We start from the raw sequence: 19,969 nt of genomic DNA, 5'->3' as shown, positions 1-19,969 counted from the left end.
ACATGTCACAAACAGGAACATTCAAAATCCAAGTCTATCGCTTGAAATAAGGCTTGAGCCGTGTGAGCTGGAAACTCTCATGCACGGTTCTTAGGGGAGGGGAGAGCGGTGACGCTCGAACCTTACCCGACAATATGCCCTCGAACCAGCGCACGAAGCAACATTCCACGCAAATAGCTACGGATTTAGAACAGGGCGGTCAACTCATGACGCTCAGAAAATCCTGTTCCTAAATTTAAGAAGTTACACAAAGGGAATAGATAAAAGAGTAATCGAACTCGATATCGAAAAATGTTTTGACCGGATAAACCACTCTGCAATCATGGACAACCTTATCGCACCAACAGGACTAAAACTCGGAATATTCCGATGTCTAAAAGCTGGAACAAATATAGGGTTTCCCGACCAAGGAACGCCACAAGGCGGGGTGGTAAGTCCACTGCTGGCAAATATTGCACTCAATGGCATCGAAGACATCCATAAAAGCGTTAGATACGCTGACGATATGGTAATTGTCCTCAAACCTGAAGATGATGCAGATGCCGTACTTAACCGAATTAGCGAATTTTTAGACCAAAGGGGTATGAAAGTTAGTGAACGTAAGACTAAACTTACAGCCACGACAGATGGGTTTGACTTCCTCGGCTGGAACTTCAAAGTCCAGAAAAACGGGAAATTTCGTAGTATTCCCTCAGAGGACAACTATAAAACGTTCCGTAAGAAGGTAAAACACATTATTAACAACTCGAACTACGGAGCCACAATTAAGGCTGAGAAATTAGCCCCAGTGGTTAGAGGTTGGAGAAACTACCATAGGGACTGCAAAATGGATGGGTCTAGAAACAGTCTATGGCACACCAGACTGAGAGCTTATAAGGTACTAAACAAGGAAACCAGGCAGGATAAGTATCCTACAGCAAAACTGATAGACAAAGCATTCCCATCGGTTTCTTACTCCGAGAATAAACACATTAATGTCAAAGGAGAGAAATCCCCTTACCACGGCGATATCTCCTATTGGAGTGAGCGTAAAAGCAAACTCTACGATGGAGCAACCTCTAAAGCTATTAAAAAGCAAAGCCGTAAGTGCATCGCATGTGGATTAACATTCATTGGCGAAGAAAAGGTACATCTACATCACGCGGATGGAAACCACGATAATTGGGACAAAAAGAATCTAGTAGCAATACATGAAGCCTGTCACGATTACGTGCATATGAGTAGCAGAGGTAAAGTTGTAACAATACACGAACCATGCAAATCTGAACCCAGCACAAGCAAAAGAGCAATCTAAGAATATCGAGAGCTGTATGCGGTGAAAGCCGCACGTACAGATCGAACAGAGAGGGGCGCAGGATAATACCTGCCCTCGACTCTACCATTAGCTCGCTGAAACTTCCACATCAAGCACTATCCAACAATCAGAGAAGACAAAAATGGAAAATTCAAATCGGACAATTCTCGTGACTGGCGCAACTGGACATCAAGGTAGCGCGGTAGCTCATCATCTGTTAAAACGCGGGAACTTCCAGGTTCGTGCCTTAGTGCGGGACAAAAACACACCCGCCGCTCAATCACTCCACCGATTGGGTGCCGAACTCTTCGTCGGCGATCTCAACCAGCAGGCATCACTCGAACACGCTTTGCAAGGTGTTTATGGCGTTTTTTCGATGCAGGGACTCAATGATGGCATCGAAGCTGAAATCCGTGAGGGCAAGGCGATTGTAGACGTTGCCAAAGCGTTGGGGATTGGGCATTTTGTCTATAGTTCGGTGGGAAGTGCGGAACGCCAAACTGGAGTTCCACATTTCGATAGCAAGTTTCAAATCGAAGAATATCTCCGCGCCAGCGGTTTACCATACACGATTTTGCGTCCAGTATTCTTCCTGTATAACTATGACGGGATGCGTTCGCGTAGCGTCGGCTCTGCCGAATCGATCGTTGAAACCGGAACGCTCTCCCAACCGCTGAGTCCCGATACCAAATTGCAACAACTATCCGAAGACGATTATGGGGAAATGGTGTCCGAGGTATTCGCTCGGTTCACAGATTTTGCCAATCGCGAGATTGAAGTCGCCAGCGGGGAAATGACGATGCCAGAAGTTGCGGCTACATTTAGTCGCGTTCTAGGCAAAAATGTCGCCTACCAACAGATTCCATTTGAGGCATTCGAGCAGCAGGCTGGGGCGGAAATGACCAAAATGTATCGCTGGTTTGAGAACGTCGGTTACGGCGCAGATTTGGCTCAGTTGAAACGCGATTTCACCGCACCGACTGATTTTGAATCCTATTTGCGCGCACATGACTGGGTAAAACAAGCCGCTTGAGTCTTTCCCTGCTTTGCCTCTGGCTTGCGATCGCCAACTACACAAACTCAACTACAACCGCTTTATCTGTGGCGGCGGCACAATGGATCGCAAATTTTATTAGACCTCCTGCGAAAGTAAAAGCAAAATCTTTGATAATACTATTCTCGTCCAAAACTTCCCCTAAAGCCTAAAGCCTAAAGCCTGACTTTCGCAGGAAGTCTATAGTCTCTGGTTGGCGTAGCCTCTCAGAACGAGACGCTTTGCGAACGGAGAGATTTGGTAATGATTTGACCAAATCGATCGAACACCCTAGATCGTGGCACCTAATATTGATAAAATAAAATTAGATTGAGTCTACAGCAAATGCAGCTAATTAGCGAGATCCGATCGACCTTATCACCATTGTGAGGATTGAGGTTTGAGGGTTGAGTTGTTAATTGCGAACTGGACTGGGAGCGATCGTTATTCCTTCATAACTATGAATAATCTGTGTTTGTCCTTAATGGTTATGAATATCTACTAGGCTTCATTTTGGTCTGTAGCCTAGTGCCGATTTTAGCGTTGTCAGCATCCAAATTACTTCGCCCTAGTGGTGGTGGTCCAGAACGCCGGACGACCTACGAATCAGGGATGGAGCCGATCGGTGGTGCCTGGATTCAGTTTAATATTCGCTATTATATGTTTGCCCTCGTCTTTGTCGTCTTTGACGTAGAGACAGTATTCTTATACCCGTGGGCGGTGGCGTTTAGTCAGTTGGGTTTACTCGCTTTTATTGAAGCTCTCGTTTTCATCGCAATTCTTGTAATCGCGCTAGTCTATGCTTGGCGCAAAGGAGCCTTAGAATGGTCATGACCCCTAATGATATCAATAATTTAGACCGGATTTCCAATCCGATCGAGCGTCCGCAAGTAACGACCGATTTGTCGGAAAATGTGATTTTGACAACGGTAGACGATCTCTACAACTGGTCGCGGTTATCCAGTCTGTGGCCCCTCCTATTTGGGACGGCTTGCTGTTTTATCGAAATGGCGGCAATGATCGGTTCTCGATTTGATTTCGACCGATTTGGGTTGATTCCGCGTGCGAGTACTCGTCAGGCAGATTTGCTGATTACGGCTGGTACGATCACTATGAAAATGGCTCCAGCACTGGTACGTCTCTACGAACAGATGCCCGAACCCAAGTACGTGATCGCGATGGGTGCATGTACGATTACGGGCGGGATGTTTAGTGCAGATTCGCCCACAGCCGTGCGCGGTGTCGATAAACTGATCCCAGTCGATATTTATCTCCCTGGTTGTCCCCCACGTCCCGAAGCTGTGATGGATGCCATCATTAAACTGCGGAAAAAAATCGCCAATGAGTCGATGCAGGAGCGGAGTCAATTAAATCAAACTCACCGCTATTATAGTACGACGCACAACATGAAAGTCGTACCGCCAATTTTGACAGGAGCATATCTCCAGACGGGCAATCACGACCATCCCCCAGCGGAAATCGCTGCTGCGATGGGAATGCCCGTCACGCCTGCATTAGTCACCGCTCAAAAACAGGAGGTCGAACGTGGCTGAGGAAGAAACTAAGCCGACTGCTGAAATTACCCCAGCCGCAGCCCCAATCGTACCTGCGGGCAAAATCTCTCAATGGTTGACTCAGAACGGCTTTGTAGACCATACCGCGCTGGCAAATGACAACCAAGGCGTTGAAATAATCCGCATCGAAGCTCAGTTTTTGTTACCTGTGGCTACGGCTCTGTATGCGTATGGATTTAATTATCTTCAGTGTCAGGGTGCTTATGATGCAGGGCCTGGTGATGATTTGGTGAGTTTTTATCACTTAATCCAGATGAGCGATAATGCCATTCGACCACAGGAAGTGAGATTGAAGGTATTCTTGGATCGCGAAAATCCAGTGGTACCATCGGTGTATTGGATTTGGCGAACTGCTGATTGGCAAGAACGGGAAACTTTTGACATGTATGGGATCGTTTATCAGGGGCATCCCAATCTCAAGCGGTTATTGATGCCGGAGGATTGGGTGGGTTATCCACTCCGCAAGGATTATGTTTCACCTGATTTTTATGAGTTGCAAGACGCTCATTAATTTAGTTGATAGTTGATAGTTAATTTTCCTCGCTATGGAGCGGGGATTTTTTTGAAGATTATTCAAGTGTTTTGAACTATGATTAGAATGATTAAACGAGCGACTATAATTTGTCAGATTAGTTGATTAGCTATGATTAGGGGGATCGTACAATCAAAGTCAGAGATGTAGAGATGTAGGGTGGGCACTGCCCACGAGCTAAACCTTTTCGGAGTAAAGTAGCTATGTGCAAATATACTGTTTAGCGATGGAAATCACCAATGAAGATCGAGAAATCCTCAAGCGTTTAGAGGAAGAGTTATGGCGGGAAGAGACTCGATTTGACATGCAGCGGATGCACGAACTGATAGCGGATGACTTCTTGGAATTTGGACGATCGGGACGTGTGTACCGCAGACAAGATACACTGACGATCGAGTCTCAACCAATCGATGCTATCTTACCGCTACTGGAATTTCACACTCGGTTGCTCGATCGAAACACGGTACAGGTGACTTACAACAGTGCCGTCACGTATGATGATGCGATCGAATATGCACGGAGAAGCTCGATTTGGTCGCGAACTAGGAGCGGGTGGATACTGCGCTTTCATCAGGGTACGCCATTCCAGCCTTGAAGGAACGATGGCATTGAGATGCGTGAATTTGGCGAGATTGTTAGTAACTCTTAACACAAAACCACTGCCGCGCCAGTCTAGACTTGGTAAAATGCACTAGAGGAGCAATCGAGATATCCAAGCTGTTGCCTGGGTCGATCGCAATATGAATTAGTTATAAGTAAAATCACTATGGTCAATTCCCTTACAAAACCAGGATCGTTTGACGAAATCAGACCAGGTGTAAAACGCCCCGCCAAAGAAACCCTCCTCACTCCTCGGTTCTACACCACCGACTTTGAAGAGATGGCGAAAATGGATCTCTCTGTCAATGAAGATGAGATGCTAGCAATTATCGAAGAAATGCGGGTTGACTACAACCGTAACCACTTCGTCAGAGATGAAAAATTCGATCGATCCTGGGATCATATCCCCACTGAAACCCGCGAGGTATTTGTCGAGTTTCTCGAAAGCTCATGCACTTCGGAATTTTCTGGATTCTTACTCTACAAAGAACTCAGTCGTAAGCTCAAGCACACAAATCCCCTCCTAGCTGAAGGCTTTAGTCTGCTATCGCGGGATGAAGCGCGTCATGCGGGCTTCCTCAACAAAGCGATGTCCGACTTTGGACTCTCGCTAGATTTGGGCTTTCTCACTCAAACCCATAATTACACCTTCTTCAAACCCAAATTTATCTTCTACTCAGTGTACCTATCGGAAAAAATTGGGTACTGGCGATATATCAAGATTTTCCAGCACTTAGAAGCAAATCCCGAAAATCGGATCTACCCGATCTTCCATTTCTTTGATAACTGGTGCCAAGATGAGAACCGTCATGGTGATTTCTTTGATGCCTTGATGCGCTCACAACCTTTGCTCCTCAATGACTTCAGAGCAAAACTCTGGTGTCGATTCTTCCTGTTGGCTGTATTTGCCACGATGTATCTCCGAGATCGATCGAGCAAATTCTACGGTATTTTGGGGATGGATAGCCGCAATTTTGATATCGAAGTCATCCAAGAAACAAATAAAACTGCGGGACGAGTATTCCCCATCATTTTGGATGTAGAGCGTCCAATATTCTTCCAACTTTTAGACAAGTGCGCCGCAGACTATCTCAAATTAGTAGCGTCGGCAGAATCTACAACACCTAAGTGGTTGAAAAAGATTCAGAATCTACCGATAATCGCGTCGATGGGTGTAAAATTACTCCGCTTGTATCTAATGAAACCGATCGATATGACTAAGCAAGCAGGCGTAGTTCGCTAGCAATCTTGAGTTCGATCGTCACTTCACTTAAAAAAATGGTTCTGTTTGTAAACAGAACCATTTTTTTAGCTTCTAAAAGAATAGATTCATGACTAACTGTCAACTTTCTTCGGGAATTTGGGTAAATCGATTTTTACAGTTTTAGCGATCGATCGATCGCGATTGAGGGTTGGTGCTGGCCAATTAGGGGATGATGTAGCGATCGAATCAGTAATTGTGGTACTTTCTCGATCGACTGTCTCTGACGAGCTGGGTGTCGAACTAGCAACGGGATCTAAATTGGGACTGTAACGATTGGCTAAATTGTCGCTAGCGACTGCTTCGCGCCAGCTTGTGCGATCGGATGGTGTTGATGAAGCTAAGATGGTTGTTTGTGCGAGTGTAGGGATAGATGGAGTCCTGCTGGGAAGCTCTTGTAGGGGCAGCTCTAGAGGTGCCAGAGGTGGTGCGGGATCGATTTGTGCGGTGGAGATGGTTGAGTCAGAACTAGTTGGTTCTAGCGGGGATTCGAGGGTAATTGCGATTGTTGCTGCCAGTAGATCGTCCTCATCGTCGGGTGGGTAATTAGCGGGATCGCGATCGTATCTCAATTGAGCTGCTGCGATGGTTTCGCTGGATGTAGAGTCGAAGATAAAAACAGTCTCAGTGCTAGCTGGATCTGAGCCAATCTCTGTTACTGCTATGGTTGTGGCGGCTGGGGCGGGCGTTGTAGTTGTGGCTTGACTAACGGGATTAGGTTGCAGTTTCAGGCGACGATGGAGTTCGATGGCTACTCGTTCGGTTTTGATTAATTTTTGCGATTGCTGCTGATATTTTTGGCTGAGTTGTTCGTGCTCTGATTCGATTTGGGGGACGATTGTTTGGACGATTTCTAGTTGCTGGGAGAGGGTTTCGATCAGCGTTTGTTGGCGTTGTCCGATTTGGTGAGATGTCTCTAATTGTTGGAAGAGTGAGCCGATCCGATCGTGTGATATTCTCAGCTCATCTTGTTGTTGTAGAATCGTAATTTCATGAGTCTGATTTGCTTCTTTGTGAGTATGTTGTGTCTGTTTGGCGGATGCTAGAGCTTCCTCTAATCTGGCAATTTCTTCTACTAGTTGGCGATTGATTTGCCGCAGATTGCTGACTACTGTCAACCAGTCAGTTCGATCTCGCTGCACTTCGACTGTGGTATAAATGGTCTCGATCGATTGGTCTGATTTGGCTCGATGCTCGTCACGAGCTGCGCCAAGGTTGTGAGGATTGTGTTCTGCTGGGGACATGGCAGGATGGATGAGTGAGTGGGTGGATGGGGATGAGAATGCTAATGCTAATCGGCTACTTTCTGGCTGCTGGCTATTTTACCGAGCGTTGCAGTTAATAAATCCTTGTGGGCGAGGGATTTTCGGCTGATGGTTTGGAGTGATGCCCAACTCAGAGCCGTTCCTGTTGTGAGGTGTTGTTGCCAGGATCGAGAGATCGCACCTGCATCGGTGGGGATATCGGCTAGTTCCCAGCCAGGGATATCAATTTCTGTCATTAGTTTACTGACTTTTGGGTCATAACCGATCGCCCAACATTTACAGCCCTCTGCTGCTGCCATAATCAGACTGTGATAGCGCATTCCGATCGCCAGATCTACTCCTTGAAATAAACCTTTGAGTTGTTTGGGATCTGTCAGTGTGACTACTTGACTATTATCGGTCAGTTCTGCCTGAATTTGCTGGGCAAGATCCAGATCTGTAGTCAGTTGAAAGGGGACTAGTAAAATCTGACTGTCAGTGGCGGCTTGCAAGTCCACTAAGGCTCTAGTTAGGACATCCAACCGTTCGGTTGTCAATTTGGGATGCGATCGCAGGGTAACAGCGATTTTTGGGCGGGAAATATTCGCAATTTCGGGGACTGGAGTAGCCGCCATACTCCACACTGGATCGGGAGCCATCTGACAGGATATCCCCCAGCCTTCCAGCAATGCGGCAGAGGCTGGATCTCGGACGCTGACAGCCGTGCAGTTGCCAAAGGCACGTTTGGCAATCCACCGCGTCAGCGGCTTGTTAAGCGGGCCAATTCCTTGCGCGAGGGCGATCGTTTGGAGTCCGAACTGTTGAGCTAATCCCAGTAGCCCCCCATAATAAATCGAATTCCGCAGACTTGTCGCATCTTGGATCAGACTTCCGCCGCCTAAGATCAAAACTTGGGACTCTCTGAGTGCGCGAATTACCGCACCGCTATTCATGCGATCGTAACTTCTGACGCCATAGCTCTTGGAAGTAGCACGCGGATCGGCAGACAGTACCAGCGGTTTTACATTTGGCGGTAGCATCTCCAGCATCGACACCAGCAAGGCTTCATCGCCACCATTACCTTTGCCATAATAACCACACAGTACAGCCTGAATCTCACTCATTTGGTCACACACCCGATCGACAACTTAGAGATATTTTACATTGCTTCCCTACCAGTAGTGTTTAAGCGATCGGTATAATATATTTAACTCGATCGACTAAAATTAGTGTGAGTGAAAGATTCAAAATAGTTGAAGTTGCGCCAGAAGATGCCCAAGCACAAGAATCACTGGGAACAAAGGAAAAGTTTTGGCTCAGACACGATCGATTAGGTTTGTGCCTATACAAAAAATCTCGATCGAATACAGCAGGTGAGGATTGGTCGGAAAAAATTGCCGCCGAATTGTGTGGGCTGCTAAAACTTCCCCATGCTGAATACGAATTAGCAACCTGTAATGGTGATATGGAATCATCTGTCGATCGTTTCTACCTGAGCATGGCAATCTCATCCTTGGTAATGAAATTTTAGCGAGAATTCACCCAGATTATCCAAAAGATACTAGGGATCTATCTCAGCATACGCTCGATCGCATTTTTGGTGCTTTCGATCGATTAGAAGCTAAGTACTCAGAAGTATCTCTACCTTTAGGTTGGGAACCAATAGACAATATTATCAAAGTTCAACATACTTTTATTGGCTACCTACTTTTAGATGCTTGGATTGGCAATAGCGATCGCCATCATGAGAATTGGGGATTTGTAGAACTAGATAAAAAACTTTATTTAGCACCAACATACGACCATGCTTCTAGCTTAGGTAGAAATGAACCCGACCAGATCCGATCGGCAAGACTCAGGACGCAAGATCGAGGTTATTCTGTCGAAGCTTATGCTGATAAATGCCAGTCATATCTTTATGTTAAGATTGGAAACAAGAAAAGACTCAAAACATTTGAAGCCTTTTGCGAAGCTGCGAAACTTTATCCCCAAGCTGCATGTATATGGCTAGATCGATTAGAGAGCATATCATCCGTTCGCGTAGCGTCGGCTCTGCCGAATCGCACCCTAGAATTGTTGGAACGTATTCCCGATCGTCGAATATCTCTGATGGCGATCGAATTTGCTCAGAGGATATTAATTCATAATCAAAATAAATTATTAAAGTTTCGCAAACAACTATGAAGAAGCTATTCCTAGCATGGCAAGAACCAAAAAGTCGTCATTGGTTTCCGATTGGCTGCTTAGAATTTGATGGCGTACAATATCATTTTTTTTACATTAAAGGAGTTGAAAAGGCTAGGATTAATGGCTTCAATGAAGTTTACTCTTTACCAATTTTAGAAAAAGTTTATAGTTCGGAGCATCTTTTTTCGATTTTTTCTAATCGCTTAATGAATCGTTCTCGCCCCGATTATGCCAGATACATCCAGTCCTTAAACATTCCAGCAGGTGAAGACGATCCGATGACGGTACTCGCTCGGAGTGGTGGGGGAAAAGCTACCGATAGTTATGAAGTTTTTCCATGTCCAGAAATTGATGAAAATGGCAGCTATCATACCTATTTTTTTGTGCGTGGTTTACAATACATGCCCAAATGTTCGCTAGATCGAGCCGCCCAATTACAACCGCAACATCTATATCTAAGTCACGATCTGCAAAATCCCTACGATCCAAAAGCCTTATTGCTACATACAGAGGATCGTTACAATTTGGGATATTGTCCGCGATATCTATCCTCCGATATTTTTCCTATTCTGCAAGAAAACCCCCTGCTAGTTAAAGTTGAAATCGAGCGAGTAAATCCACCACCAACACCAATGCAATTTCGACTGCTATGTCGCATGACAGTGGAATGCGATCCTCTTGCTGTGACAGGAAGGGATTTTAAACCATTTGCAGGCGAAGATTATCAGCCGTTGTCAGACAAGCGTAGTAGTATGGGGATCGATCGCTCCCTATACCAAGTACCTGCTGATTTCAATGCTGACATACCAGCAGACTTACTAGCCGCCTTTGAGGGGGAAGAAGTTTGAAGTTGTTGCTAGACACTCAATGGTGTAGATATATTGTGTTTGAAAGCGTAATTAATTTAGAAATAGAAGTATAAATATAGTTCAATTGCTAGACATTGTGGGAAGTATAGATATAGTCTAATCATAATCCTTGCCCCAATGTCGTTCCAAATCCAAAACACGGGTACTGCTTGCTTCCAAAGAGAACCTCTGACTGTCAGGCTCCGCAATCTGATTCATGACTATCCTGAAGGGGTAGGGATTGTCAAAGAGTTGATTCAAAATGCTGACGATGCTGGTGCGAAGCGGATTCACATTACTTTTGACTGGCGACAACACGCTTGCAATCTTCTTCCAGCTCCAACGATGCGGGAGCTGATGGGCGCGGCGATGGTAGTCTACAATGACTCGGTTTTTTCCGATGGGGATTTTGATAATATCCAGAGTTTGGGCGAAAGTGGCAAACGCGAGACGTTATGGAAGACGGGAAGATTTGGCGTTGGCTTTAACTCGGTTTATCATGTCACTGATTATCCTAGCTTTATTTCACGCGATCGCATCGTCTTTTTCGATCCTCATGCTACCGCTATTCCAGGCACAAATGCAGGGGAACCTGGGCGGAGTTGGTTATTAGCTGACGGTTGGTGGGATTCTCCTGAATTTATGGCTGTCTATGCGCCTGGTGGTTTGGAGCCAGGAACGACTAATTTTAATGGTACGATCTTCCGTCTGCCCTTGCGAACTCCAGCGCAAGCAGAATGCAGCAAAATTCGGACTCAACCATTTCTACGGGATAAGAATGTCGAGCCGTTGTTAGCCGATTTAAGTCGGATGGGTGAGGAATTTTTAATCTTCCTCAAATCAGTTATCGAGATCGAGGTAAGATCGATCGAAAGTGATGGCACCATTCGTAAATTATTGAGCATTACTACTACCAATGGTAGTGAAGTAATCGCGCAGCGAGAGCAACTACAAGCAGCCTTAAAGCAGTCTCCCGCCGATTTTTGGCAGATGTGTCAAAATCGACCTTCGGAACTGCCTAGTGTCTCCTATCGGCATCAAATTCAAACCATTACGCCCGAAAATACCATTACTTCCGATTGGCGCGTAGTCGGAATGTTGCGAGTAGACAGACAAGAGCGGTTACTAGGAATTATTAAAGAATTAGCCGAGCAAAGAGAAAAGGCAGTACCTTGGGCGGGTGCAGCAGCGAGAATTTCGACACATAGTACCGACGGCAAAGAAAGACCATTTGTCGGGCGGACTTATTGCTTTTTGCCACTATCTGAATCTGGCTTACCGATTCATATCAATGGTTTTTTCGATTTAGATTCTTCCCGTACTAAATTGACGAGCGGGAGCAATTTATCTGGGCGCGATGCAAATCGGGTGCAGTGGAATGAATTGCTAATTAAATATACAGTCGCTCATGCTTGTGCTAAGTTAGTACGAGATTTAGTCGCAGATATTGGCGATACCGATCCGCAGCATTTTTATAGTTTCTGGGCGGTAGATACAGTTAAAGATATTGCTCTCGAACAATTATCAAAACATTTGCTCAAACTATTAGACGATTTACCCGTAATTAGAGCTACTCCCGCAGGGAAATGGTTTACACCTAGTGCTGTTAAATTACTAGCTACTGGAAGAGAGAAACTATTCGATCCTCTGAGTGCTGATGGCTTAATTTTCCCCAACCCTCAATTACCTGCTCGAATTACTTCAGCATTTGCACAAGCAGAAATCAAGTTAGATAGTTTTAGTACAAGAAATCTGATAGATTATCTCAAAAGATCGGAAAGTTTAGGCTGCTCCCTTGAGGAAGCACCATTACCCAGCTTACGGCGACGAGATTGGATTTATATTCTACTGGAACAATGTCTGAGTAATAATCATCGCGATCTTCAAGGTTTACCGCTAGCTTTATTAGCAGATGGTTCTCTACAAGTATTTGGTTATCAATGTCAAGACAATATTTATACTGGAGAGCGAATTATTAGAGATATTTTTAGTAATGTACCTGAGTGGTTTCTTGATGAAGATGTAATTAAAGAGTTTCCTAGCTTAACTAACTACGATGGAATTATTGATATGACTCCCACTCTCGTAGCGGAGAATCTATCGGAAGTCATCGACGAAGCAGCAATTTGTACGGCACTAAAACTAGGTGATTCTCGATCGCCATATTTAGAATGGTTAATTAAAGTTTATCAGTATTTTACTAGCATAAATGGAGATCTGCCCAATGAACTCAAGCAGGTTCCAATAGTACCAGGTAGTGACGGCAATCTTTATCGGGGCGGTTTGATTGAAACGCCTTTGTTGTGTAATGATATAGGTAGAGATGTTGCCATTAGTCAGATCGTTATTTTCTTTAATATTGTATCCGTCGAAGCACCAGAAGCTCTGTTTTTGGCGATCGACAAATTTATCAATAAGCATCCAGAGCAATTTATCTGGAGATTCAATTCCCTAGATCTAATCGGTACTCTGGCAACGCGGAAAAATCACCAGCTACCAGCCTATTGCAATTATTATCACCAGCTTTTAGATTTGCTAGTGGGCGATCTCGGAATCATTAAAAATAATGAAGATTTTAAGAAAAATCTCCGCCAACTGAAGATTTATCCGACTACCAATAATGAGTTAGTCTCTCTAATCGATGAAAATGTCTATCTATTGGGTGCAGATGATTTGCCAGCGATCGATGGAGATCTACATCTGTTAAAATTGGGAGATGGTCAAACCTGGAAAGCCTTGTTTGATATACTAGGTGTAAAGACACTCGATCGAGCTACCTTTATTCAAGATTTTCTCATTCCTAACTATGAGAAAGTTAATGATAGCGAACAACTAGCTGCTTTAACTTGGATTCGTGAGAATTATGATGTCGCGCTCAAAGAGATTAAAAAACGCGACGTGGAGAAAGCAAAAGAATTTAAACAGCTAATAACTACTACTCCGCTGGTATTATGCGAAGATGGATATTTACACCCGATCGCAAATATATACGATCCGCAGGAAATAGTAATTAAAGATATTTTAGGCGATCGTGCGCCGATGCCAGATCGCAATTTTTATCTCAAAGATTCTGAAGATGTCAAAGACTCTGACAACTGGAAAGACTGGCTCGATTTCTTTAGTAAGTTAGGAATGCTCAACGCTCTCAATCCTCAAGACTTACTAGATTTTGTCGATTCACTAATTGACAAAGCAGCACGAATTGGTGGTGAGAGCGTTGCTGAGTCTTGTCTGAAGGTTATTAAATATATAAATAATAATTGGCAAGAATTAAAAGATACAACAGTCGATTGTGGATCAACTAAGTTTGTTGAGTATTTAAAACAACGTGCTTGGCTTCCAGTCGAAATATCTCTCAACAACTTAAAAAAATATCCAGCCGCACTTATTCCGGCAGATCGACTATATACAGCTACTGAAGTTGCTATGTGGGATGATGGATATTTAATCGCTAGTCAACGCCCATTATTAGATCGGGCTTTAGTTCTAAATTTAGAGCTTAAAAAAGCTTTAGGTATAGATTTCGGGCTGGATAACTGGCAAGAAGTCGTCACTCATTTAGATGAATTAATTACTCTGTGGGGAGAAAGTGTATCTCAGGAATTATTACTTCCAGAAAACTTCGATCGATCCATACAACGAGTATATGAATTTCTCGCAAGTAAGAGTATAGTTAACAATCATAGATTATGGTTGACTCATCATTTCAAAGACATGTCCTGGCTTTGGAATGGTACTAAATTTTTACAAGCAAAACATACCTTTCAAACTGATGTCAGTTATCTCCATCCTTGGCGCACGAAGCTTCAAGTAGATAAGCCAGAGATCCGTAAATTATTTGAGGTATTAGGACAAAAAATAACTCCTACTATTGATGACTATCTAGAGCTAGTGAACGAAATTGCCGAAGCTGCCGACGATCGAGAACCATTAGGTAAAGATGATACTAAATGCGCGATCGAATTATTGCGCCGAATTGCCAATGAAGCTCAAGTCAATCGATCGATCTTAGACAACTGGAATTTACCTCTACTAACCGAAGATGGCTATTTACTCGATGCGGAAGATGTCATTATCCCCGATGCTCCGTGGCGATTAGAGAGCATCCGTGAGATGGATGTTGTTTCGATCCTCCATCCTCAAATATCCACCTTCCTCGCTCGTCTAGCACAGGCTCCGTCGATGGCGATCGATGTCATCGAACAACCCCAAGGAAAGTTTAGTATCAGTCGCGATGCTGAATCGATCGATCTTTGTAATCGGTGGGCGAAAAATATTCGTTCGCGAGAATTCCAGCATGGATTATTACGATTGCTACGCCATCAAGACATCGAAGGGGACATAAATTTAGCTTGGCTAAACCAAATTAGTATTATTCCCGCCACCGCGATTATTACCGACCTCTATCTAGAGCAAGAACAAATCGCCAGCAATGTATCTGGAGATTATTACTACGATAACGAACAGTTTAAATTCTATCTGCGGTGCGATCGAGACGATCGGGACATCATGCGAAATTATCTAGCCGCTTGTCTAAATCAATCGATCGGCAAATATAAATTAAACGATCTGCTCTCATTATTATCCATTATTGATGTCGAGCCAAGTGCAATCGATCGGAAGTTAAACAATCTCAGAATTCGTCAACTCGATACTCTCCCTGACTGGGAAGATAATAATATCCAAACTATCGGCGATAGTCTGCACTCTAACAATTACCCAATTCACCAAACCGAAATCGACACAAACGATCGGGAGGATTCAGACGAAGATGATGACAGCACAGAAGTTAACACTAATTTCAACTCTGCACAAGAATTAATAGCCCAAACAGATTATCTAGAATTAGAGGATGAAGAGGAAGAAATAGAAGTCTCAATTCGACAGGTAGAGCCAAGAGAATATACTAGCTCCGAAGTGGATCTACCAACGAGTGTAGCGATAAAATCTAAGGTCATGGAAGCATCCTACGAACCTTATATTCATAAAGATAAGCGGGATGAAATCGACGAATGTGGGATTGCTAAAGTTGTAGCCTACGAAAAACAACAGGGAAGATTTCCCGAAGTTAAACCTCATAATAATCGGGGTTTTGATATCCTCTCGCGTAATGCTGATGGTGAAGCCGTTCGCACGATCGAGGTAAAATCTAAAGGTGGTAAGTGGGATAGTGTATTAGTCAGTAAGCCTCAATTTGAAACCGCTTTAGAACGAAATACTAACTTCTGGCTTTATGTCGTCGAACGATCGTTAGATGATGATAATTATCAAATCTACCAGATTCAAAATCCTGCTCACAAAGTCCAGAAATTTGCCTATAAAAGTGATTGGATTGATATCGCAGAGAAAGCTATAGTCGATCGATCCGATTTGAAGACTATTCGGCAATTTAACTCGCAAGCGATCGAAATGGATAATAATATAGCTACGCAAATAAAACAAGAGGAGCGAGTAATTCCATCTTTTACGAATGTACAGAGTTATGCCGGTACCTATAAAGTTACTCTAATCAATGAAGCTGAAGGTCTAAATCACACTATTAATGTTGCTGGTGATACCTATATTTTAGATGCAGCCGAAGAACAAGGATTCGATCTACCTTATTCTTGTCGTGCTGGTGCTTGCTCTACTTGTGCGGGAAAAATTACGGCTGGAGAAATCGACCAATCAGATCAATCTTTCCTAGATGACGACCAAATCGAGGCTGGATATGTTTTACTTTGCGTATCTTATCCTATGTCTAATTGTACACTTGTGACTCATCAAGAAGAAAATCTTTATTAGTTGCTAGTATTGGTATCGATCGAGATCTAGATAACTTAAATATTTGGAATCTCGATCGAAGTTACATTTTTCTATCCATCAAAAATAACCGATCGCCATCAGCAGTATATCTAGTGAATTATCTTATTATTGTTATTGTTATTATAGTTGTATGTTTCGACATCTTTTTACGTAAATTATACAAAGAGGATCTAAGGAAAAAGCGATATCGAGACGGATCTATCGAGCATAAACCACATTTTCAAAAAAATCTAGATAGCAAACGCCAAGAGATAGATCGAGAGGAACGAGTAATTCCATCTGAAACAAATACCCAGAGTTTGGCGCGTACCTACAAGGTTAAACTAGTTAACCCTGCTGAAGGATTAAACGTAACAATCGAGGTAGCTGATGACACATACATTTTAGATGCAGCCCAAGAACAAGGCATCGATTTACCTTATTCTTGTCGTGCTGGTGCTTGCTCTACTTGTGCAGGAAAAATTACTGCTGGAGAAATCGACTAATCAGACCAATCTTTCCTAGATGACGACCAAATCGAGGCTGGATATGTTTTACTTTACGTATCTTATCCTAAGTCCAATTGCACGATTATGACTCATCAAGAGGAAGAACTTTATTAGTTTTTAATAGTGGGATAAATCGCCAATCTGGTGAGGACATATACCCGACTTATTAGAGAAGTTGGGTAGATAACAGTCAGAGGATGCGATCGTTGTCACAGATAAGTTTAATAGCGCGGGATGATGTCATCGAGCCTAAGTTGAAGTTCGGGAAAAGTAGGCGATCGAATAGACTCGCCCAGTCGAAATAGTTGTTGCTCATAAGTATCCCCAATCAGTTGACAAACTGTAAATGTTGGTTGCTTTGGTTTGCCAATAAAAGCGATACCACCGATGCCTAAATAGTCTACAATCCAATATTCAGGAATATCCAAGAGTGCATATTTTTCCACTTTGCGAGCATAGTCATCTTGCCAATTGGTGCTGACAACTTCGACGACTAGTTGAATCGTACTTCCATTACAAACGATCGGTTCTTGACTGAGTTTAGCTTCATCTAGCACGATTGCATCGGGGCGCAAAGCGGTAGCAGCCATCGCAGGTGGTTTGATGAGGCAATTTTTGGGGACAATCCAGTTGCGGCGCGAACGCAGAATCTCACCAAACATGTAGCCGATTGACTGCCCCGTTACAGCTTCATGAGGGCCTGTCGGTTCCATGTCGCGCAATTCTCCATCGATTAGTTCATAGCGGGGATTGTCGCCGTATTGGGCGATAAAGTCATCAAAGGTGAGAACTTTGGTAGAAGTATAGGTCATAATCCGATTCTCTGAGGGAGAGGCTACTTTTCCGTTGAGATGACTAAATACTAAATAATCGTCTGATTTCAACTTCAATCGCGGGAAAAGATAGAGGCGCGATCGATCCATCATTCAATCTAGTTTCTGTCTGATAACCATCATTACCCACACCTCTAAATACGATTAATTCCAATGCTTGTAAATTGACTACCCAATATTCCAAAATCCCAGCCTGAGCGTAGATCCGTTGCTTGGTATTGAGATCTTTTGTTAGAGTAGTATCAGAATATTCAATCAACCAAAATATATCTTCTGGATAGGGATGATGGGCGAGATATTGAGTATCTGGCGCACGGACGATGGCGACATCTGGTTCTGGTTCGGAATTATTAGGTAGAGTAACAGGGTGCGTTTCTCTGATTTCTGCTCGATCTCCAAGTAAATTTCTCAGATACTTTACCGTTCTGCCACAGTACACGGCATGGGGCATTCCTTCTGGTGGCATCTCGACAATATCCCCTGCTAATAGCTCCACCCGTCTATCGTCTAGAATACCTGTAGCAACTAGTTCGTGATATTGTTCGATCGTCCACTTGGCGATAGTTACACTCATCAGATCGTCCCCTTGTGAGTCAATATTTGTATCCACATGATAACTCGTTTGGATAATAGGGATGCACAAAAATGGCAACGATCGCATAATAAAGACAGAGATCTGACATTATTCAAAATCTTATGACTGCACTACTACCTACAGTTAAATCACCGAGTCCGATTCAGCTTTGGCAGTGGATTACCGAACCGATCGATTATATGGATAATTCCGAGCGTGAGTATGGTGATATCTTCAAGATTCGGATGTCTGGCGTATTTAATAATTGTGTATTCTTGAGCGATCCGAAGGCAATTCAACAGGTATTAACTGGTTCTGACAAGCAATTCGCTGCACCTGGTTCGATCAATGGGATCTTAAAGCCTTTTTTGGGATCTCGCGGGGTAATCTTATTAGATGGGGGCGAACATCGTCAGCGCAGACAGTTATTGATGCCCCAATTTCACGGTGATAAAATTCGGGTTTATACAGAGCTTATTTGCAAACTGACACGAGATTTAGTGGCAGGATGGCAGGTTGATGAAACTATCAATCTCCGAGAACAAATGCAATCAATTTCACTTTCGGTGATTTTGCAGACTGTATTTGGAATCTATGAAGGCGAACGTTACGAGCAGATTCAAGAAAAGTTGATCCGACTCATCTCATTAATCGAATCCCCTGTCAAGTCTAGTTTCTTATTTATCCCTGCATTACAGCAAGATTTAGGTGCGTGGAGTCCGTGGGGGCGGTTTCTGCGCGATCGAGCAGAACTCGATCGGTTACTATATGCAGAAATTGCCGATCGTCGTCGCAATTATCAACCAGATCGATCGGATATTTTGAACCTATTAATCGGCTCTCAAGATGCCGAAGGTAATGGGATGAGTGATGTCGAGCTACATGATGAATTGATGACGCTGTTATTTGCCGGACATGAAACTACCGCAACTGCTTTAGCTTGGGCGATTTATTGGATTAATCATTTACCCGAAGTCAAAGCAAAACTGATGGCAGAAATTGCCACATTAGGAACGGAACGCGATCCTGTTACCATTAGTCGATTACCTTATTTAAATGCAGTCTGTTCGGAAACATTGCGGATTTATCCAGTGGGGATGTTGACATTTCCTCGGATTACGCGGGAGCCAGTATCAGTTCAAGGGTACGAACTCCCCGCTGATATGGTAGTTGTTGGCTGTATTTATCTCACTCACCATCGCGAAGATCTCTATCCCGAACCAGATCTATTCAAACCAGAACGCTTTTTAGAACGTCAATTTTCACCTTATGAATATCTACCCTTCGGCGGTGGTAGCCGTCGGTGTATCGGGATGGCATTAGCACAATTAGAAATGAAGCTAGTCATAGTTGAAATCCTGTCTCACTGTCAACTGGAACTCACGAGTAAATCACCAGCAGTTCCAGCTCGACGCGGGGTAACATTGGGGCCAAAAGGTGGGATTGAGGCTCAGGTAGTTTCTAAAAACTAAAATTCGATCGTTTTAGGGCAGGGGTAGGGGTTAAGGATATTTGCTTCGATCGAGTCCCGCCGCCGATTGTGTCTTGAAAAGGTGCTCTACTTGGGCAAAGCCCAAGACCGCACTTTTCGCAAATCGGGGCTAGTACTGCAAAGTCCGCCTTCGCGGACTAGGATCTCAGTCCGCGAAGGCGGACTTTGCATCATGAGCCGAGACTTCCAGTCTCCAGGCACCTC

At 43.8% G+C, this 19,969-nt stretch carries 14 protein-coding genes and 3 pseudogenes; 13 read left to right on the top strand and 4 right to left on the bottom strand.

All coding sequences use genetic code 11. From position 1 onward, the window contains the following. Window positions 1-130: 130 nt before the first annotated feature. From ACEW9J_RS17635 to acsF, 7 genes and pseudogenes are all read left to right on the top strand, one after another. Window positions 131-1,294: pseudogene (locus ACEW9J_RS17635) on the top strand (group II intron reverse transcriptase); the annotation flags it as partial. Window positions 1,295-1,436: 142 nt separating this feature from the next. Continuing rightward, window positions 1,437-2,327 (top strand): NmrA/HSCARG family protein, encoded by an 891-nt coding sequence (locus tag ACEW9J_RS17630; protein WP_373546409.1) that lies wholly within the window; start codon window positions 1,437-1,439, stop codon window positions 2,325-2,327. Window positions 2,328-2,798: 471 nt separating this feature from the next. Continuing rightward, window positions 2,799-3,161 carry a photosynthetic/respiratory NAD(P)H-quinone oxidoreductase subunit C gene (ndhC, locus tag ACEW9J_RS17625; RefSeq protein WP_373546408.1) on the top strand — a complete coding sequence of 121 codons (363 nt, stop codon included), beginning with the start codon at window positions 2,799-2,801 and terminating at the stop codon, window positions 3,159-3,161. Further along, entirely contained in the window at window positions 3,158-3,880 is a 723-nt protein-coding gene (locus tag ACEW9J_RS17620) for an NADH dehydrogenase subunit K (protein WP_373546407.1), read from the top strand. The genes ndhC and ACEW9J_RS17620 overlap by 4 nt, the downstream gene beginning before the upstream one ends. Next, window positions 3,873-4,412, top strand: coding sequence for an NAD(P)H-quinone oxidoreductase subunit J (locus ACEW9J_RS17615; protein WP_373546406.1), 540 nt, complete (start codon window positions 3,873-3,875; stop codon window positions 4,410-4,412). Before ACEW9J_RS17620 ends, ACEW9J_RS17615 begins: the two co-directional genes overlap by 8 nt. Before the next feature lie 247 nt (window positions 4,413-4,659). Then, window positions 4,660-5,028, top strand: coding sequence for a DUF4440 domain-containing protein (locus ACEW9J_RS17610; protein WP_373546405.1), 369 nt, complete (start codon window positions 4,660-4,662; stop codon window positions 5,026-5,028). Window positions 5,029-5,199: 171 nt separating this feature from the next. Next, window positions 5,200-6,276 carry a magnesium-protoporphyrin IX monomethyl ester (oxidative) cyclase gene (gene acsF, locus ACEW9J_RS17605; protein ID WP_373546404.1) on the top strand — a complete coding sequence of 359 codons (1,077 nt, stop codon included), beginning with the start codon at window positions 5,200-5,202 and terminating at the stop codon, window positions 6,274-6,276. A 92-nt stretch (window positions 6,277-6,368) separates the two neighbouring features. Here the strand turns inward: acsF and ACEW9J_RS17600 are convergent, their stop codons facing one another. Beyond that, window positions 6,369-7,538, bottom strand: a complete 1,170-nt coding sequence (locus ACEW9J_RS17600; RefSeq protein WP_373546403.1) for a hypothetical protein — start codon at window positions 7,536-7,538, stop codon at window positions 6,369-6,371. Window positions 7,539-7,585: 47 nt separating this feature from the next. After that, window positions 7,586-8,662: a polysaccharide pyruvyl transferase CsaB gene (gene csaB, locus ACEW9J_RS17595; RefSeq protein ID WP_373546402.1), complete on the bottom strand. Its 1,077-nt coding sequence runs from the start codon at window positions 8,660-8,662 to the stop codon at window positions 7,586-7,588. Between the two features lie 107 nt (window positions 8,663-8,769). On the opposite strand from csaB, the gene ACEW9J_RS17590 reads away from it, so the two are divergent. The 5 genes and pseudogenes from ACEW9J_RS17590 to ACEW9J_RS17570 all read left to right on the top strand — a co-directional run bounded on the left by ACEW9J_RS17590 (window position 8,770) and on the right by ACEW9J_RS17570 (window position 16,980). After that, the gene (locus ACEW9J_RS17590) at window positions 8,770-9,069 is read left to right on the top strand and encodes a hypothetical protein (RefSeq protein ID WP_373546401.1); all 300 of its coding nucleotides are present in this window, start codon (window positions 8,770-8,772) and stop codon (window positions 9,067-9,069) included. A gap of 649 nt (window positions 9,070-9,718) precedes the next feature. After that, on the top strand, window positions 9,719-10,573 hold the full coding sequence (locus tag ACEW9J_RS17585) for an HIRAN domain-containing protein (RefSeq protein ID WP_373546400.1): 855 nt from the start codon (window positions 9,719-9,721) through the stop codon (window positions 10,571-10,573). Between the two features lie 138 nt (window positions 10,574-10,711). Further along, window positions 10,712-15,838 (top strand): annotated as a pseudogene (locus ACEW9J_RS17580) (sacsin N-terminal ATP-binding-like domain-containing protein); the annotation flags it as partial. Between the two features lie 189 nt (window positions 15,839-16,027). Further along, complete coding sequence (locus ACEW9J_RS17575; protein WP_373546411.1) at window positions 16,028-16,357, top strand: ferredoxin; 330 nt, start codon at window positions 16,028-16,030, stop codon at window positions 16,355-16,357. Between the two features lie 320 nt (window positions 16,358-16,677). After that, a pseudogene (locus ACEW9J_RS17570) lies at window positions 16,678-16,980 on the top strand (ferredoxin). A gap of 107 nt (window positions 16,981-17,087) precedes the next feature. Here the strand turns inward: ACEW9J_RS17570 and ACEW9J_RS17565 are convergent. Continuing rightward, on the bottom strand, window positions 17,088-17,678 hold the full coding sequence (locus ACEW9J_RS17565; protein WP_373546410.1) for a Uma2 family endonuclease: 591 nt from the start codon (window positions 17,676-17,678) through the stop codon (window positions 17,088-17,090). 43 nt (window positions 17,679-17,721) lie between these two features. Continuing rightward, a complete protein-coding gene (locus ACEW9J_RS17560; protein ID WP_373546399.1) occupies window positions 17,722-18,273 on the bottom strand; it encodes a Uma2 family endonuclease in 552 nt (183 codons plus the stop codon). A 122-nt stretch (window positions 18,274-18,395) separates the two neighbouring features. Between ACEW9J_RS17560 and ACEW9J_RS17555 the strand changes: the two genes are divergently transcribed. Then, complete coding sequence (locus ACEW9J_RS17555) at window positions 18,396-19,745, top strand: cytochrome P450 (RefSeq protein WP_373546398.1); 1,350 nt, start codon at window positions 18,396-18,398, stop codon at window positions 19,743-19,745. Window positions 19,746-19,969 lie beyond the last annotated feature (224 nt).

Origin of the sequence: Chamaesiphon sp. (assembly GCF_041737865.1) — a bacterium.
In the GTDB taxonomy this organism is placed as follows: domain Bacteria; phylum Cyanobacteriota; class Cyanobacteriia; order Cyanobacteriales; family Chamaesiphonaceae; genus Chamaesiphon.
The sequence above is the reverse complement of the archived record's forward strand: the minus strand, read 5'-3'. Positions and strand labels throughout refer to the sequence as shown.

What these genes read in the sequence shown, in the direction of transcription:
- ACEW9J_RS17560 (WP_373546399.1), bottom strand. Translation starts at nt 18,273, where the DNA reads ATGAGTGTAACTATCGCCAAGTGGACGATCGAACAATATCACGAACTA.
- ACEW9J_RS17610 (WP_373546405.1), top strand. Translation starts at nt 4,660, where the DNA reads ATGGAAATCACCAATGAAGATCGAGAAATCCTCAAGCGTTTAGAGGAA.
- csaB (WP_373546402.1), bottom strand. Translation starts at nt 8,662, where the DNA reads ATGAGTGAGATTCAGGCTGTACTGTGTGGTTATTATGGCAAAGGTAAT.
- ACEW9J_RS17565 (WP_373546410.1), bottom strand. Translation starts at nt 17,678, where the DNA reads ATGACCTATACTTCTACCAAAGTTCTCACCTTTGATGACTTTATCGCC.
- ACEW9J_RS17585 (WP_373546400.1), top strand. Translation starts at nt 9,719, where the DNA reads ATGAAGAAGCTATTCCTAGCATGGCAAGAACCAAAAAGTCGTCATTGG.
- acsF (WP_373546404.1), top strand. Translation starts at nt 5,200, where the DNA reads ATGGTCAATTCCCTTACAAAACCAGGATCGTTTGACGAAATCAGACCA.
- ACEW9J_RS17630 (WP_373546409.1), top strand. Translation starts at nt 1,437, where the DNA reads ATGGAAAATTCAAATCGGACAATTCTCGTGACTGGCGCAACTGGACAT.
- ACEW9J_RS17555 (WP_373546398.1), top strand. Translation starts at nt 18,396, where the DNA reads ATGACTGCACTACTACCTACAGTTAAATCACCGAGTCCGATTCAGCTT.
- ACEW9J_RS17600 (WP_373546403.1), bottom strand. Translation starts at nt 7,538, where the DNA reads ATGTCCCCAGCAGAACACAATCCTCACAACCTTGGCGCAGCTCGTGAC.
- ACEW9J_RS17620 (WP_373546407.1), top strand. Translation starts at nt 3,158, where the DNA reads ATGACCCCTAATGATATCAATAATTTAGACCGGATTTCCAATCCGATC.